The sequence below is a fragment of the Micromonospora sp. DT81.3 genome, assembly GCF_049847225.1.
Lineage (GTDB): Bacteria > Actinomycetota > Actinomycetes > Actinomycetales > Microbacteriaceae > Microbacterium.
Genome location: NZ_JBNCNY010000007.1, coordinates 228,254 through 244,268, shown reverse-complemented (window position 1 = coordinate 244,268; position 16,015 = coordinate 228,254). Strand labels below are relative to the sequence as shown.

General features: G+C 65.0%; 16 protein-coding genes and 2 pseudogenes. 11 read left to right on the top strand and 7 right to left on the bottom strand.

Annotation, left to right across the window (positions count from 1 at the left end):
* Positions 1-71: 71 nt before the first annotated feature.
* Positions 72-413, bottom strand: coding sequence for a hypothetical protein (locus ACPW96_RS16850; RefSeq protein ID WP_425884443.1), 342 nt, complete (start codon positions 411-413; stop codon positions 72-74).
* A 747-nt stretch (positions 414-1,160) separates the two neighbouring features.
* Between ACPW96_RS16850 and ACPW96_RS16845 the strand changes: the two are divergent.
* A pseudogene (locus ACPW96_RS16845) lies at positions 1,161-1,532 on the top strand (hypothetical protein); the annotation flags it as partial.
* A 68-nt stretch (positions 1,533-1,600) separates the two neighbouring features.
* On the opposite strand, the gene ACPW96_RS16840 reads toward ACPW96_RS16845, so the two are convergent.
* The gene (locus tag ACPW96_RS16840; RefSeq protein WP_425884441.1) at positions 1,601-2,128 is read right to left on the bottom strand and encodes a carboxymuconolactone decarboxylase family protein; all 528 of its coding nucleotides are present in this window, start codon (positions 2,126-2,128) and stop codon (positions 1,601-1,603) included.
* Positions 2,115-2,444, bottom strand: coding sequence for a hypothetical protein (locus ACPW96_RS16835; RefSeq protein ID WP_425884439.1), 330 nt, complete (start codon positions 2,442-2,444; stop codon positions 2,115-2,117). The genes ACPW96_RS16840 and ACPW96_RS16835 overlap by 14 nt, the downstream gene beginning before the upstream one ends.
* A 506-nt stretch (positions 2,445-2,950) precedes the next feature.
* Here ACPW96_RS16835 and ACPW96_RS16830 point away from each other — a divergent pair.
* Positions 2,951-3,154, top strand: coding sequence for a hypothetical protein (locus ACPW96_RS16830; RefSeq protein ID WP_425884437.1), 204 nt, complete (start codon positions 2,951-2,953; stop codon positions 3,152-3,154).
* Between the two features lie 41 nt (positions 3,155-3,195).
* Positions 3,196-3,429, top strand: a complete 234-nt coding sequence (locus ACPW96_RS16825) for a hypothetical protein (protein WP_425884435.1) — start codon at positions 3,196-3,198, stop codon at positions 3,427-3,429.
* A gap of 52 nt (positions 3,430-3,481) precedes the next feature.
* On the opposite strand, the gene ACPW96_RS16820 is transcribed toward ACPW96_RS16825, so the two are convergent.
* Both ACPW96_RS16820 and ACPW96_RS16815 read right to left on the bottom strand, forming a co-directional pair.
* On the bottom strand, positions 3,482-3,778 hold the full coding sequence (locus ACPW96_RS16820) for a hypothetical protein (protein ID WP_425884433.1): 297 nt from the start codon (positions 3,776-3,778) through the stop codon (positions 3,482-3,484).
* Between the two features lie 81 nt (positions 3,779-3,859).
* Positions 3,860-4,108, bottom strand: coding sequence for a glutaredoxin family protein (locus tag ACPW96_RS16815; RefSeq protein ID WP_425884431.1), 249 nt, complete (start codon positions 4,106-4,108; stop codon positions 3,860-3,862).
* A 250-nt stretch (positions 4,109-4,358) separates the two neighbouring features.
* On the opposite strand from ACPW96_RS16815, the pseudogene ACPW96_RS16810 reads away from it, so the two are divergent.
* Positions 4,359-5,596 (top strand): annotated as a pseudogene (locus tag ACPW96_RS16810) (IS110 family transposase).
* Positions 5,597-5,825: 229 nt separating this feature from the next.
* Here ACPW96_RS16810 and ACPW96_RS16805 read toward each other — a convergent pair.
* Positions 5,826-8,921, bottom strand: a complete 3,096-nt coding sequence (locus ACPW96_RS16805) for an AAA family ATPase (protein ID WP_425884429.1) — start codon at positions 8,919-8,921, stop codon at positions 5,826-5,828.
* Positions 8,922-9,868: 947 nt separating this feature from the next.
* Between ACPW96_RS16805 and ACPW96_RS16800 the strand changes: the two genes are divergently transcribed.
* The 3 genes from ACPW96_RS16800 (at position 9,869) to ACPW96_RS16790 (ending at position 11,715) form a co-directional block, all read left to right on the top strand.
* On the top strand, positions 9,869-10,144 hold the full coding sequence (locus ACPW96_RS16800) for a hypothetical protein (RefSeq protein WP_425884427.1): 276 nt from the start codon (positions 9,869-9,871) through the stop codon (positions 10,142-10,144).
* On the top strand, positions 10,141-10,551 hold the full coding sequence (locus ACPW96_RS16795; protein WP_425884425.1) for a hypothetical protein: 411 nt from the start codon (positions 10,141-10,143) through the stop codon (positions 10,549-10,551). The genes ACPW96_RS16800 and ACPW96_RS16795 overlap by 4 nt, the downstream gene beginning before the upstream one ends.
* A 933-nt stretch (positions 10,552-11,484) precedes the next feature.
* Entirely contained in the window at positions 11,485-11,715 is a 231-nt protein-coding gene (locus ACPW96_RS16790; RefSeq protein ID WP_425884423.1) for a hypothetical protein, read from the top strand.
* A gap of 327 nt (positions 11,716-12,042) precedes the next feature.
* On the opposite strand, the gene ACPW96_RS16785 is transcribed toward ACPW96_RS16790, so the two are convergent.
* Positions 12,043-12,513: a ribonuclease E inhibitor RraB gene (locus ACPW96_RS16785; RefSeq protein WP_425884421.1), complete on the bottom strand. Its 471-nt coding sequence runs from the start codon at positions 12,511-12,513 to the stop codon at positions 12,043-12,045.
* Between ACPW96_RS16785 and ACPW96_RS16780 the strand changes: the two genes are divergently transcribed.
* The 4 genes from ACPW96_RS16780 (at position 12,512) to ACPW96_RS16765 (ending at position 15,012) form a co-directional block, all read left to right on the top strand.
* The gene (locus tag ACPW96_RS16780) at positions 12,512-12,676 is read left to right on the top strand and encodes a hypothetical protein (RefSeq protein ID WP_425884419.1); all 165 of its coding nucleotides are present in this window, start codon (positions 12,512-12,514) and stop codon (positions 12,674-12,676) included. The genes ACPW96_RS16785 and ACPW96_RS16780 overlap by 2 nt on opposite strands.
* A 166-nt stretch (positions 12,677-12,842) precedes the next feature.
* Positions 12,843-13,418, top strand: a complete 576-nt coding sequence (locus tag ACPW96_RS16775) for a hypothetical protein (RefSeq protein ID WP_425884417.1) — start codon at positions 12,843-12,845, stop codon at positions 13,416-13,418.
* Positions 13,419-13,525: 107 nt separating this feature from the next.
* Positions 13,526-14,344, top strand: a complete 819-nt coding sequence (locus tag ACPW96_RS16770; protein WP_425884415.1) for a DUF2382 domain-containing protein — start codon at positions 13,526-13,528, stop codon at positions 14,342-14,344.
* Positions 14,345-14,787: 443 nt separating this feature from the next.
* Entirely contained in the window at positions 14,788-15,012 is a 225-nt protein-coding gene (locus ACPW96_RS16765) for a hypothetical protein (protein WP_425884413.1), read from the top strand.
* Positions 15,013-16,015: the final 1,003 nt, after the last annotated feature.

Below are 16,015 nucleotides of genomic sequence, written 5' to 3'. Positions count from 1 at the left end.
ATAGGCCGGGCGGACCACCTCCACCCGGTAACCCACGAGTTTTGTGAGCGAGGCCCCGTCCCGCGACCCCCTCACCCAAAGAGGGCCACTACATACCGTCTAGCGTGCCTTGCCGCGCCGTTGGGTGAAGGGATCGGGTTCCAGACCGGGATACTTTGCTTGTAGCGGTTCCTTCGCGTGGTGGGGCGGACGAGGACGTCGTGCGGGGCGCTGATCCGTGTCACCGACACGACCTCGATGCCGAAGTCCCGAAGCATCTCCAGTGCTCCGTGCAGGCCTGCCGCCTCCGGAACCCAACCGACAAGACGGGTGACTCCCCTGGAGGTGGTGTCCACGGTGAACCCATCGAACACGCCGACGAATACCTCGTTCACCGCGCCGGTGATGACGACCTCAAAAGTCCCGGCGCTCATGTCGGCCTTTCCGCGCCCGCATCATTGCGGTCGCGTGTTCAGCTTCCGCCTAGGAACACCGCGCTGTCAAGGAAGGAACACCACCGGCGGCGACCGCAGCGGTGGCGTGTCGAACGAACGCGTGCCCTGAAAAGTGGCGTCGGCTTGTCATGAGATGGTCGCGGACCTGGCATCTGGGAGCGGGTACTGTTCCGGGTAGACCCGCCGCCGCGTCGGTGCCTGTCCCTTGGACTGCACACCCGCGTGATCTGACCGTCGGGTCGGCAACGGGTTCAGGTTCCCCCCGGGAACGCGCAATCCCCAGCAGAGGCCGTTCTCGGGAGGAACCGCCCTCGCTACTTTACCGACCGCCTCGATGGGTAGCCAGACACTGTGGTCCCCGCACGCTACGCCGACCTCATGAGGAACTGCTGAAGGGATTGGTGACAACCTGCGAATGGACCGCAAACATAGTCGGGATCCGGGTCGCTGTCGCCGACGAAGAAGACGAACCCTGGGTGCGGGCACCGACAGCGCGTGCAACCATGCACTCCACTCCCTCGCATTACCGCTCACCGACGGATACCACGAACGAGTGCGTAAGTCCATCCCCGACAAGACGCCGTCGGCAGGCATAGGTTCAACCCACTTCGAGACCTCTGTTCAGCCGGGATCGCTCACCCCAGGCGATGCATGAGTCACTCTCGAAGCAAGGTGCCGCCGGGAGGCCACCCTCCTCCCCCAAGCTTGGCCGGCCCCCGGCGGCCCGCCCTAGCGTTCTTCGCTCTGGCCGCGTACGTCACCGTGACCTCGTTGATCGCGTTGCTGGGCCACGTCGAAGTCGAACACAGCCCGCTCGGCACCGCCATCACCGCGCTCAGTGTCATCGTCATGCCTTTCCTCTCCCTCGCAGAGCGCCGCGCTGGACGCGAGCTCGGATCAGCCACCGCGGTCCTCATCGGGCTTACCCTCAACAGCCTGTTCGGATGGTGGTGGGCAGACGCGATCGCCGGCCTCGTCATCGCCGGGTTCGCCGTCCGCGAAGGACTCGAGGCATGGCGCGGCGACGCATGCGCCACCTCAGTCGGCATGCTCCTCGAAGACGAACACGACGACCACGAAGAGCACGAGCAATACTGATTAGTGGGCGATTGCTCTACGCGTATCCCCGCTTCAGCAGCATCCCGGCGGCCTTAGCGAAGTCCTCGCTAGGGGATCTCGAAGTTCAAAGCGTTGGCGTTTCTGGCGATGATATTGAACAGCGCCGCAACGGCGGCCGCGTCCTCCAGGTCGTCCCGCGTCAGCCCCGCATCCAGCGCCGAACGCGCATCGAACGCTGACACGTCCTCCGGCTTTGTCGTCATCTTCTCCACGAAGACCAGGGCGGCGCGCAGCCGGGAAGAAATCGGCGCAGTCCGGTAGTCGGCAAGGACGGCAGCCACCACCGCATCGTCCATGCCCTTCACCGCGATCGCACTATGCGCGCCCACACAGAACGGGCAGGTATTCCAGCTGGCGACCACCGCCGCCATCAATTCGCGTTCGGACACCGACCATCCGCTAGGTCCACGCATGGCCCGCTGAGTCCAGGCCCCCAAGGCGCGGCCCACGAACTCCTGGTCATAGAACGCGACGCGAGCCGCGTCCGGCAGCCGATACCCGGCGAACAGGGAGATCATCTTGATCAGCAACCGGTGGGCCACCGTGTCGCCGCGTTCCACCTCAGGAAGCCGCAATGCTCGCCTCCTCGATCGCTTGCATCGCCACGTCCCAGCGCCGCAGACCCGCACCGACACTCGCCGCCATCACCACTCCGAAGGTCCCCTTCTCGGACCCAACCGCGCCGCGGGCGGCCGCAACCTGATCATCCGTCACCCGAAACGACGCCTCCCCGATCTGGGCGGCTAAAACCTCGACGGGTCCGGCGGCAGGCGCCAACCCTGCCCCGAGCGCGACCGCGCGCTCACGCACGTTTCGAGTCACGACCCCTGAATCGTTCACCCGCGCACGCAACTCATCGGCGAGCTGAACGTGCGACTTCTCAGCCGACATGTCTCGAAGCTACTCGCGAACCCAGACAAATCGAAGAAACCTTTGAACTGACCCGACCCGACCCGACACGACCGGAAACGATCGCTGCCCAGTGGTTGAGCGCACATCAATATCGCAGTCCACCAGCCGCACTTGGACGGCCAAACCAAAGAGCTGCGTGCCACCCACTCCGCCGACACGAATAACGCCACATACGATCCGGATCGATCAGCAGATGGATCAGCGCATCCTTCAACAAGCCGCCTCTTCCGGCCCGCTGCAGAGACTCGCCGATGCCGAGCTCGACCTGGGCAGGGAGCCGTTTACTCGCGACCCGCAGCCGAAAGCGGTGAAGGCGTGGGTCGCTTCGGCGAGACCCCAGTGCTCGTCGACGCGGAAGCGTGCGTGTGGACCTCCCGTGCGGTCGGCATCCGGTTCACCGTCGACGGCAATGAGATGAGGACGTGGTGTGGGCATCCGCCGTGCGTGAAGGGAGAGGCACCACTCCCCCGGGCTAGGCTCCCCGCATGCTGGTCGTCACTGTGCGGCTGTTCCTCGGTGCTGAGGCTGATCCGTTCGCGGTGAAGCAGCAGAGGATGCTCGAGCTGCCGGCAGTCGGTGCCGACGTCGCGCTCACTCCCCCACCCGGTGCAGCCGTCGCGGTCGTCGCCACCGTCGAAGAGATTCGCCGGCGCGACGTCGACGCGTACGAAATCGACCTTCGTTCCTGACCCCGGTAGACCGTCCGTCCCCACGGTGCAATGTTGGGGGCATGGCAAAGCGGGACCGGATCGCCCGGACAGCGGCGGTCTCTAACGGGATGGTGTGGTTTGGGCTTGCGTCGTTTGTCGGCGCGGTAGCAGTCGAGCTGGCCCCCGCCGCGTTCGCCGGCGAATGGATCAACATCCTGGGCTGGGCCCTATTGGCTCTCGCCTCGCTCGGGCTCGCGTTCCTTGAGCAGCGGACCATGCGTGCGGCGCGGATGAAGTCCCGGCCGGCTCCGTAGAACTCTGAGCACAGTGGGGGGCGAGGCCATCGGCTCGCCCCTTCGTGATTGATCAGGCGCTCTCGCGCGGGTTCCGGGTCACCGTCGCGGTGGCGTGTCCCAGGTCCGGGCCGATGTGCGTGGCGTCGATCACGCGGCGGTAGACCACCCCATCCGTGCCCTCGAACGAGGCGTCGCGCTCGTGACCGACGACGATCACGGCATCCCCCTTGTGCAGCGACTGTGCGGCCCCTGCGCCGAGCTCGAACTTGGCCTCCACGATGTGGCTCAGCGGCTTCAGCCCCTCGACGCGCTGGTCTCCCCTGTATTCGGCGGTGTGCTCCAGAACGGTGAACTTGGTGATGCTCACGCGCCCTCCCTGCTGCACTTCCGGGTCTGCTGCCACGTTCCCGGTGATTAAGCGAACGGACATTTCAGTACCTCTTTCTCTCTAGCGGTTGGTGATGAGTCGGTCGATCTGGTCGGGACGGAAGCCGCTCCAGTGGTCCTCGTCGGAGACGACCACGACGGGCGCTTCGGAGTAGCCGAGATCCTCGACCACGTAATCCCGCGCTGCGCTGTTGGTTCGGATGTCCACCTCGGTGAACGGAACACCCTTGTCCGTCAGCACGCGCTTGGTCATGGTGCAGCGGATGCATGCCGGCCCCGTCGTGTAGACCACAACTCCCTGCTCGTTCATCTGCTCATCCCTTCCCGATCAACCGTTCTTCCCTACGTTTTTCAGCGGGGTGTCGGGGGGCTATGTAGAGTCGCCGCGTTCCGGGGCGGCGGGTATGGCTCACCGTTTTTCGCCGCTGGATGGCTCGCAAAGATTGGCCGCCCGCCGCCCTACTGATGGCTCGACCGCTCATTGAGAAACGCGACTCGATCGCTGTGTAGGGGAACGCCGGCGCGGCCATCACTACCACCTGGAAACAAAGGAGGCAGCGATGCCACAACTGTGGGCCGGTATTGACGCGGGAAAGGGCCACCACCACTGCGTCGTCATCGACGGGACCGGCCAGCGGCTGTGCTCGCAACGAGTCCCGAACAACGAAGCCGAACTGCTGGACCTGATCGGCACTGTCACCGAGCTCGCAGCACGCGATGCCGTCACCTGGGCGGTGGATCTGAACAGGGGCGGTGCTGCGCTGGTGCTCGGACTGCTCGCCGCCCACCGCCAGACCGTGCTCTACATCCCCGGCCACGCCGTCCACCACGCATCCAAGGCATACCGCGGCGATAGCAAGACCGATGCGAAAGACGCCGCGATCATCGCCGACCAAGCCCGGATGCGACGCGACCTGCAGGTGCGTCGCCCCGACGACGAGACCGTCAACGAGCTGCGGGTCCTGACCAACCACCGCAAGGACCTCGTGCGCGACCGCACGCGCGCGCTGAACCGGCTCCGCGGACACCTGGTGGAGTACTTCCCGGCACTCGAGCGCAGCTTCGATTTCAGCGCCAGCCAGGCATCCCTCATTCTCCTCACCGGCTACACCACCGCCGACCAGCTGCGGAAGATGGGCGAGGCGCGGCTGACCAGATGGCTCCGGAGCCGCGGAGCCCGCACCGCAGCCGCCACCGCACACGCCGCCGTCGAGGCCGCCCGCCGTCAGCAGTCCGTGCTCGCCGGCCAAAACATCAGCTCCCAGCTGGTCGGACAACTCGCTACGACGTCCTGACCCTCGAGGGCCGTATCGGGGAGGTGGACAAGCTTATCCAGGAACGTCTCCAACAGAGCCGGCAAGCCGAACTCCTGCTCACCCTGCCCGGCTTCGGTGACCTGCTCGCCGCAGAATCCCTTGCCTCCACCGGTAGCGACCTCAGCGTGTTCCGTGACGTCGACCGCCTCGCTGGCGTCGCCGGTCTGGCGCCCGCCGCGAAGGACTCCGGACGGATCAGCGGCAACCACCACCGACCACGCCGATACGATCGCCGGCTCCTGCGGGCGTGCTACCTCGCCGCCATGATCAGCGTCCAACACGACACCCGCTCCCGCGCTTTCTACGACCGCAAACGCCACGAAGACAAGAGCCACGTCCAAGCCGTGCTGGCCCTCGCCCGCCGCCGTCTCAACGTCATCTGGGCGATGTTCCGCGACAACCACCCCTACACACCCCACGCGATCACCCCCTTCCCCGCGGCGACCCCGAGCACGATGCCTCTCGCGGGCTTGACAACCTGATTGAGAATCTTTGCCTTCCGGCAGACAGAGATAAGACGGAGTGCGAAGCGCGCAGTGCCCAGAATCTCGGGCGAAATAAGCCCGGAGGGCGCGTCCGTGATTGTGGGAACGGAGTCGCGGGAGCCGACGTATTCTCGACAGCCGGAAAGGTCAAAGGAACAGAGCTTTTGCTGCGCCGTGTCACCGGCTCCCTGGCGCGGCCACGCCGCGGTGCTGTGTCGGTTCATGCTCACCGAATGGAAAGTCCGGTCGCGCCAACGCTTCGCGTGCCGAATGGGGCCTCTGGGCCGGTCGAGCCTTGCGTCGCGCTGCGGCGGGCGCGATCTTCGGCGTGGTTTGCGTGGCCAGGCAGCGACGCCCGCAGGGCCGCTTCTGCTTCGAGCCCGTCGAGAGCTCGCGCGTGCTTACTCAACGCGCTGGCGAGTTCCTGGTGTTCGGTTGCCCGAGCAAAGTATCTGGGGCGGAGCCGATCCTCATCTTCTTCGCTGGCGATGACCCCCTCGGGCGGCGAGGGGCGGCCGTGTCGCGCGGCAACGCGAGCAGCGGTGCCGGCATCCAGCGCGAGAAGGGTGCGCGCGGCCGCTTGCATCCAGTTCGACATGCGCCCGACGCGTTCTTGCAACTCTTCCTCGCGCTTCCGGCTTGCATCGAGCATTCGCTCGATCTCGGCCACGTGACCGAACGGGCGGCGTGTCCTGTCGTGCCACGGAGCGGAAGGCGTCGCGAGCGGCGCCGGGGTTCGAGCGGCGCGTCCGAGCTCGGTGCGTGCCGCCCGGACGGAGTCGTCGACGCTGACCTCGGGGGTGCCGCGGAGCATGCTGTCCGCGATGGCGTCGCGTGCTCCTGCTTCCGTATGGGAGATGGCGATCGCTTCGTTGTGGGCACGGCCTCGGGTCATCCCGACATACAGCCCGGAGGCATCAACACCGGGGCCGACGATGGACGCGTCGGTCGTCTCCCCTTGGATGCCGTGAACCGTGGACGCGTAGGCAAGGTGCACATGCTCCGCTGCGTAGTCGTCACTTACAGAGCGGGCTTCGCCGCTGTCCGCCATGCTGGTCAGGTCGAGGCCGGTTGGGGTGATTCGCTTTACGATCCAGATAGCACGGTTCTCGACGTCGGCGTGGCGGTCGTTGCGTCGGGTTTGCACAATGTCGCCCTCAAGGATGCGCTGCTCGTCTTGACCGATCGCAATGCGGGAGACGGTGAGGTGGCCTTGGTCGACGCGGCGTTGCTGGATTGCTTCGTTGATCGCGTCTGCTTCCTCGTTCGTACTCGTCACGAGCGCGACACGACGGTGCTGGGTCGCGGATCTGAAATACGCCTCCACCATGACGTCTCGTGCTTGGATCTGGTCGCTGACACGGTGGATCAGGCCGCGGTCAGCCAACTCGGCAGCGACAAGCAGTGCCGCATCCTTGGACGCCGGTTCTCGCATTCGCAGGGTCAGCGCCGCATAGTCGGGGTCGCGGAATCGATGCACAGCGGTCAGCTCCACGACCGCGGTGCTCCGCCTTCTCATGCAGGCCATCGCTCCACGGTGGCCGACCGGCATCGCCTGCAAGTCATCCCCGACCATGGCGATCCCGGCGCCGGTCTCAGCGGCCACCACGGCGAGTGCGTTCGCGGTGCGCAGGTCGACCATGCCCGCTTCGTCGACCACGATCCGATCCCCTGCGCTCACCAGGAACCGGCGCGGGCCGGTGTAGACGATGCCCGTCGCGGGGTCTGTGTCGCCGGGAGCGAGCCGCTCCCACACTTCGGCGCCGGCCTCATCCCTGCCCCACCGCCAGCCATGGTCGGCTAGCAGCGCGTGCAGGCTCGCGGCAGTGGTGCCGATCTCACGCCCGGCGACGGAGGCGGCCTTCTTCGTCGGCGCCACCACAACCATGACGTGACCGTCGCAAGCGAGCGCGCTCTTGGCGACCCGGAGCATCGTGGTCTTCCCCGCCCCCGCGGGCCCTGTGACCGACACCAGCCGATCGGTTCCTGCGATCGCAGCCGCCGCAGCGACCTGCCGCTCATCGAGGCTCACTCCGGGTGGCAGAACGTGGTCCGCGATCGCGGTGACCGTATGCACGTCGAGGGGTGCGCCCTTCCGGGTGAGCGCGTCGAATCGGGCGGCGAGCTGCACCTTTGCGGCAGCCGTTGCGGAGGCCATAAAGCCCTTGATGTGATGCGGCCGATCAAGCTCGCCCTGAAGCAGATCCACAACGTCAGCGAGTGCGCGCGAGACGACCTCGTCGAGCGTCGCCCGCAGGGCCTCTCGCTCCTGGACGACTCCCGATGCGGCGAGCGCCCGCGTAGCGCCGGCACGGACATCCAGTCGACTAAAGCGCCCGCCACACCCCGTCGAACGCGCGTCGGCGTCTACAACTGATTGCGCTGCCAGCAGCCCCAGGTCGAGATCCTCGAGAGCGACGCCGCGAGGTTGCACCGGTCGGCGAGAGTCGATCAGGTGGGGGTCGATGTCCTCCAGTTCGGAACGGATCAGTCCCTCCCAGGCACGTTCGTCGACCTCGCCCGGCTTGTTCGGCCGGCCGGTAGCCCACGCCCTCCGATCGATTTGCTGCAGCAATCCTGGGGATGGCTCCGACCCAGGATTGTTCTGCCGCCATTCAGCCAGGAGCACCGCCCTGTTCCGTTCGATCTGGCTCGATCGACGTGACAGCGGCCGCACCGCGTGGGCGAGTTCCGCGATCTCTCCGTCCTGGTTGAGGGTGTACCCGTGGCGGGCGAGCGCCTCGATCCAATCGGGATCGGTTCGGGCCGCGAGTTCGCCCTCGGCGTTGATGACGGTGTGCAGTTTCATGGCGACCCTCGAGTCGACGTTGGACCACTTGCTGTCCTTGCCGAGCACCTTGACGTTCAACCACAGGTGCCGGTGGACATGCGGGTCCAGGGCACGCGAACGTGCGTGCCGGAGCTCCACCACCTCCACGCGCTGCAGCGCCTCTCGGATGCGTCCGCCAGCGCCACGTCGCGCATTGAGCTCCCCCTGCCACGTCGTCATGATCCGATCGCGAAGCCGGTCCTGTAGCGCCTCGAACTGCTCGTTGAGCTCCGGGTGCAGTAGCGCGGCGATGCTGTACGACTTCGGTGCGTTGATCGTGCCGTCAAGAATTAGGTCCGCGTCCGGCGATGTCAGGTCACGCCCGCGTCGCTCGTCCGTCTGCGGGCAGCGACCGTCCACCCACCGCCGCAACTGAACCTCGTTCAGTCGATCCGAGGCGATGAACCCGGAGTCGACCGTGAACCGGGTCACGCCATCGACACCCAGGTCGCTGTACTCCGTGAGCGCATCGACACCCGAAGCGGTTCGCACGTGCGAGTCGCACGAACCCTGAAAGGCATAGGCGAGCGCTTGTCGGACCCCCTGCGATCCGACGCCTCTTTTCCACCGCTCGAGACCGCCGCGCACGGCCTCAGGCTACGCCGTTCTTGCCGAACTCGCTACGACTTCCACATAAAGTGCCTGCGTGCATTGCTGTTTTTCATCGTCATGGTCTCTCGGTGGCGGTCCTCGTCGCTCGTACTCGCGCGGTTCGGCGGGGCCCTCCTACTTTCGTTCGTCGTCTTGCCTGGCTTCGCTTCAATCCGGCGTTGGCACAGGAGGGCTCAGATCCCGGCGTCGTGTGTCCGTGGGTGAGGGCGGTGTTCGAGGCGGACTCCGGCTGCTGCAGTAGACGAACCTTGACTGAGAATCCATTCGGGCGGGTCCTACGCCCCCCAACGATCGGGTCGGCCGCGCGTCACGGCGATTCACGCCAGACGGAACGGTGAGCGACGGTCTTGCGGGCGCACCCGATCTGCTCGCTAGGGTCGGGAGATGCACCTCAATATTGCCATGGCCCGCTGCTCAGAGACGTGCTCGCCATCGCCCGGCAACTTAGTCGGTCGGCGCGGCGTTGACCGTTGTCGACGAGCCGGTGAGAGTCCTCTCCCTGGGAAGCATCGTCGGCGGGCGGACCTGACAGAATCGGGTGTAGGTCGAGGAGATCAGCACACTGACTCGTCAGATCGCGACTCAACGGGCCTCGGTCACTTCGGACATCAAACGTCAACGTCGAGTCACTCCGCTACAACTTGGGGTTTTATTACGACGGTAGAACCGCGTCGCCTCTGACGTGTGTGGCTCAACCTTGCCCCGAACCACGACATGTCCATTCGGAGCCCCTAATTGCGCGGCGGTCTCCCCAGCGAGTTGGTGACCACAGCCTTTTATCTAGGCAAGGGCTAGAGGGCTCAAGGAACTCGTCCTATCATCGTCGCATGGCTCGACCACCTGGCCCGTCCAACCCGCCTCCTCCAGGCCCCAAGGAACCACCCCCACGCAAATCCAAGGGTCGAATCTCGATCACCTTCAGTATGAAGGCTCACGAACTTGAGAATGTCAAGGAGGTCGCCAGTCGACTAGGCATCTCGACCACAGAGTTCTTCGCTCGAGCGATCGCCGATGAGATTTACTTCCAGGACAAACTTGACGCCGGCGGCTTGATCTTGATTAAGCACAAGGACGGCAAGACAAGCCAAGTGAATCTCCGGTGAGCGACTCGAGCGAGGCTTCACCGGAGCGTAATAGCGAGACCGAAGATGACCGGGAGGCTGATCCACTGCATGTTCAGTTAGGCGACATTAACCTCTCGCGTGATGTGGCCGAAGCTGACTACGATCTAGGGGAGATATCGGTAGCCGGAACCGCACCCACCTCCGAGCCGTATAACCCTCAGCGTCACCGGGAGTCAGCCCGCGGACGTATCGCGGCAACTCTTATGGTGCTTCTGTTTGCCCTGTGCATCTCTATGGTCGCTCTAGGATTCATACTAATTCGGCCCGTCGACCGGGAACTTCTAGGCCTCCTCATTTCCGGCGTTCTGGGCCCGGTCATTGCGATAGTTGGAACCGTCGTAGGCTTCTACTTCGGCCAAGACTCGATTGCGCAGAAGTCAGAGTAAAACCGGCCGATTGGTTCGGAGGAAAAACGTCAGCGGTCGGGGGGATCGATACGGGGGTCGTTGGTGGCCCGGGAGATCGGCTGCGCGGACTCGTCGGGCCTGGCCGCCAGGTCGTCAACCGAGAAATCGGCGGCGTCGTGGCGGCCAACGACAGCAAACGAGTATCGGGAAGATGCGGTACATGAGGGTGTGGAGTACTTTCCGCACATACTTAGGCCGCTGCGACGCGCTCCTCCAAGTGTGATCACCGACCCGCAGGAGTGAGGTCACGAGGGAGTGGGTCGCTGTTCGCGAGAGCTTCACCGACGAGATCGACGCATCATCCAGGGTCGTATCGGCCATCTTCAGGATCAGCGCCCCCGCGAGGACCGTCAACCGGTCAACGGTGTCAGTGTCCAAGTTCCCATCCACCAAACCCGACCAGCGCGCGGTCGATGGACCGACAACGGTGCAGAGTGACGTGCTTGGCAGATAGCGGAGCTAGCCAGGGGGCGAGACGCGACGTGGTGCGCGAGCCTGGCGGAACGGCCCCGTAGGATGCGGTGACGCGTCTGGGCACGTAAACGCCGCGGAGTAAGGGGTTTTGAAGTGGTCGACGAGTTCTCGATCGAAGTGAATCTCCCCGTGGCCTCGGAGCCGGAAGTCTGGTCGGCGTTGCGGACATTCGAACGACTCGCCAAGTCAGTCACGCCGTCGAAGCTTTCGGTGGGCTGGTGGCGCGTGAGCGACCTCGAGCGAAGCTTCTCACGGGGCAGCCTGGATGAGGCGCACGAAGTCGCGGACATGCACCAGCTGAAGCGGAGATCGATACACGGGTTCTTCCGCTGGAAGCAGGGGTCGTAGTGGCTGATTGGCTGGCACGACGCGGACAAGCCGGAGTTCAGCAAGGCGGACGCTTCAATAAATGGCCGAGACCGGCTACAGGTAGAGCAGGTGGCGCGGCTGCTCGTAGCTGAACTGGAGCGCGAAGGCCTCTCAGCGCGAGCTGGCTCACTCCGCATGTCCTCACGGGACGATGGCGACAACGCCGCAGGTGGCGCCGAACTCAGATTAAGCGGGGTTGGGCGCTTTATCGCCGAGCACACGGCCGCGCTAATCGTCACCATTCTCGGCACCGTCGTCGCCACGGCGATCGCGCTGTGGCTGGGGCTCGTGCCGCGCTAGAGGCGCCTTTCGACGTTGCCGTCGTGCTCCCGCATAGTGCGTCGGGCGACGCGCCGTCACGGAGCCGGCAGCAACCGGAGGTGTACGGGTCGATTTCGAGCGTCCGGTCATGGTGGCAGCGACGGCAACCGCCGACGGGGCGACGATGACGACTACCCGGCGGTGTACGAGGGCTGGGTGGCCTGGGCGGCACCGCCACCTGCGAATAGGGGTTTCCTGTAGAGCGCGCCTAGCCAAAGCAAACCGCCGGTCGACGAACCGGCGGGTCGCACAGGCCTCTCCGATGCCCTTTGGGGATAGGCATTCGCACGGTGGGCGACCAAATGTCTATGACGCGCTACTGCTCGCTTCGGCTTCCACAGCCGCTCCCCAGCCGTCGTAGTCACCGTCATGTTGCTCGACCAATTTGATTACGTCACGCAGGAACTCCGCGACCGCCTCATCGGTCAGCGGCTCCTTCCGCACGGCTTGAAGCACGGTCTTGAACCCGCGCCGCCCAAGCCCGACTTTGAAGCCTTCGGCGATCAAAGCTTCCGCTGCCGCATCGGCATTGGCCCGCCGCTTGAAATAGGCGAAGTGCTCAACATCGTGAGGAGCGCTCAAGACATCGTCGAGCTGTGCGCGCTGGTCGCGCTGTGCAGGCCACATCGCGAGCTGATATTCGTACGAAGACACCCGCCAAGTATGGTCGATCGGCCAGCCGGCCACCGTGCATGTGGAAAAGGGCGCCCGATCACGGACCGGCTTGCGAGGCGGGTCTTTGCCGTGGCTGCGCCGCAGCTCGAGGACCTCGATCATGGCGGAAGCGCAGAACGCCGACTTCTCGCGCCTTGGCCCCCAGTTGCAACGCCGCTTCAGCGTCATAGTGGACAGGGCCGAGGTGTGGATCGGTGGCTGGTTGATGAACGGAATCAAGGCTCTGGTGCTCGACTCAGGCTTACCGCATGGCCTCCTTGTCTGAGGTCCTTGATGCACTAGACCGGTGAGACGGCCACTCCTTGGGATCGTTTCGCTCTTTTACGCCCGGCTGGTCGGCGGCGCCGTCCCTCACGCCCCTGCGGCCCCTGCACTATGGGCGTATCTCGGGCAACCGACCTTCCCATGACGCCAACGCGTATCATCCCCTTATGGCGGATCGCAATAATCCTGCAACTCCGGAGGTGCCGCGGGCTCTCGGTGCCAGTACAGGCGCGAAGAAGGACTGGTCCCATGAGGACCGGGTCGAGTGGGTTCAGCTCTCTTATGAGGCAGGTCTAGAAACGCTGAAGGCTCAACGCGAGGAGCTGAATGGGATGCGGACGCGCGCGCTGGCATTCGTTGCCTTCTCGGCCACTGCCACGGCGTTCTTGGTTGGAGCAGGCCTCGGAAGCGGCGTGACTCGTGATGCGGCCTTCTTTGTGCTCACGGGGCTGGGAACGTTGTGCTTCGCGCTCCTGGCAGTCCTCCTTGTGTCGGCGGTTGTGCCGTGGGTTCGCTTCCAATTTATTCTCATCCCCAGCGACCTTATGGATTGGATGGAAGGCAACAAGCCCGCGCCCGACCGTTTGATCGCGCTCCGCAGGCTTGCCACTCACACGGTGCCCGAGATGATTTCCGCCAACGAAGTTGGCCTCTCGAAGATTCGCCGACGCTATAGAGCGACATTGATCGTGGCCCTTCTAACACTCGCGATCTGGGTGTCGGTCGTTTGGGTTTTCAGTTGAGCCAACACCCACCGGTAGACCCCCCATTGGACCCGGACCGCGACGAAGAGTGGGTGCCGAGCACGAATCCCGCCCCGTCGCGTCCGTGGGGCAGAAGTCAGGGCAAGATGCACCTCGCACTCGGTGCCCTTGTCGGAGCGAACGTTGTCGGCTCCGACGGCGACAAGATCGGAACGGTCGGCCAGGTGTACGTCGACCCCGACACTGGACGGCCCAACTGGATCACGGTACGGACCGGGCTGTTCGGCATGCGCGAGTCCTTCGTTCCTCTCGACGCCGCCGATCAGAACGGTGACGAGATCCGGGTGCCCTACTCGAAGGACGTCATCAAGGGCGCACCGAACATCGACCACGAGGGAGCTCTCGAGGAAGACGAGACCGACAACCTCTACTCGTACTACGAGCGCGGCGGCACTGGCGGCTACAGCACGGGCACGACGGGCTACGACACGGACGTTCGCGACACCGACGTTCGCGACACGGGCGTTCGCGACACCGGACGCACCACCGAGGGGTACGGCACCTCCGGCCCCACCACCGATGACGCGATGACCCGCTCGGAGGAGCGTCTGAACGTCGGCACCGAGAAGGTGCAGACCGGCCGCGCTCGTCTGCGCAAGTACGTCGTCACCGAGAACGAGACCGTCACGGTCCCCGTCTCCCGCGAGGAGGTCCGGCTCGAGCGCGAGCCGATCACCGACGCGAACGTCGGCGATGCCCTGGCCGGCCCGGACATCAGCGAAGAAGAGCACGAGGTGATCCTCACGGAGGAGCGCCCCGTCATCCAGAAGGAGACGGTCCCCGTCGAGCGCGTGCGCCTCGGCACCGAAACGGTCACCGACACCGAGCGCGTGCAGGCCGAGGTGCGCAAGGAAGAGATCGCACTCGAGGACGACACCACCACCACCCGCAACAACGACCGCTGACTCACGGATGCGCCGCGTCAAATCGGTTCGAGCGGCAACGGGGTGGTGGTGCGGCCATCCGAAACGCTGTGACGACAGCCGCCTGGGTGGCCGCGGTAGCGCTGGTCTCAGCAAGCTCGGTCACGAACGGGGTTGGGCGGTTCATGTCAGTGGCAACTAGTCTCTGGGCTGCGCACTTACCGAGCCCTTGTCGGCCACGCACCGTTTTTGCTCTCCGCGTTTCCTACGTGCAGGGGGCGTCGGTTCTCATCACGGATCCTGCGCGCGCCCGGCCGGAAGCAACAAAGGTCAAGGAGGTCGGTTTCTCGGCGCGTGCGGCGATTCACTAGGTGCCAGGCTGCCGTCGAGATGCAGATCGCATAAGCCCAAACGAGCAGGCGACCGGCCCGCTCCGGTAGTGCGACCTCTGCCTACAGTCAAGTTCAAAGGGTGGGAGGAACTCGATGAATGAGGTCGTTGTCGGAGTGCTCCTGGGAGCGGGAGTTGGCATCGTATCGAGCATCATCGTGGCGTTCGTCGCCGAGCGTCGCGCGCGGACTGAGTGGCGTCGCCAGACGCGTCTGGACGCCGCCCGGAAGATCGTACGTGCGTTTCAGACCCTGAATCGCGAGATCACCAATCTGGCGATATCAGATGTCAAGGAGATCGACGGCACAGCAAGCCAGTAGGTCAGCTTCCACGTTGCAACGATTGAGTGGAATGCTGCCCGCTACGAAGCGGCGCTCGTCTCACCCACTGCCGAGCTGAGCGTGATCGACCAGCTTGATCGCGAACTTGATCGAGTGCTGGAAGCCGCCACCGCTGCAACTCGGGATGCAACCGCGTTCCGCAACGAGCGAATTCGCCTCGGAGCTTTGCTCGGCGAATGCATACGGCTTGCGCGCAAGTCGGCATCGGAAGGGGACATTCCTGTCGCATCGAGCTTGCGTCCTGGGCCTCGGACGAAGCCGAAGCGCTTCGACCGCCCAATCAAGCGAGCATCGAATAAATCGCCGCCGCTCAGGTCGTCTCTGGGCACAATCGGTATCTCGTCCCACGTCGGCGTGGACTCTAGAACCGGCGGCGGCCGTACCAGCTCGTTCTTGGGGCAGTCGCCTCGCCTGTCTGCGACGTCGCGGGTGCTCGCTCTGCGCGCTCGGAATGTCGCCAACCGGTCCACTTACGGCGAGCGCCCGCACCCGGACCCGGTTGCGGGCGCACGTAGTTCGTCGGCGGCGGCCCAGAGGGTGGCCCGCACCTTCCCCAAGTCAGTGGTTCTCACCCTCGAAGGTACCGGCCGTCAGCGACGAACGAACGATGAGCGATCGCCACCGCCGGAGAGGCCGCGGCTGGCGAACGTCAGTGCAGTTCATCGGCCCGAAGAGGTGGTTAGACGAGAAGGTGCCGAGGACATCCACTCAGCCGCGTTGGCGATCATGGAGGTAGAAGTCGGACGATCGGCACGCTCGAAGGATCTCCGCTCCTGAGGCTACCCGCCGGGGAAAGCATCGGAGCCACCGCAGGAGCCTCGTTGAGCGGCCGCGCGGCGGGACGAAAGGAGACGATCGCATAGCCATCGCCCGGGGAGGGATCGTGGATGGACTTCGCTTACCGACCGCCTGCAATGTTCGAGCTCAGCGATGAACTTCCTCAGCGCGACATCGGGAAGCGCCGTTGCGTGGCGGCCGTGGC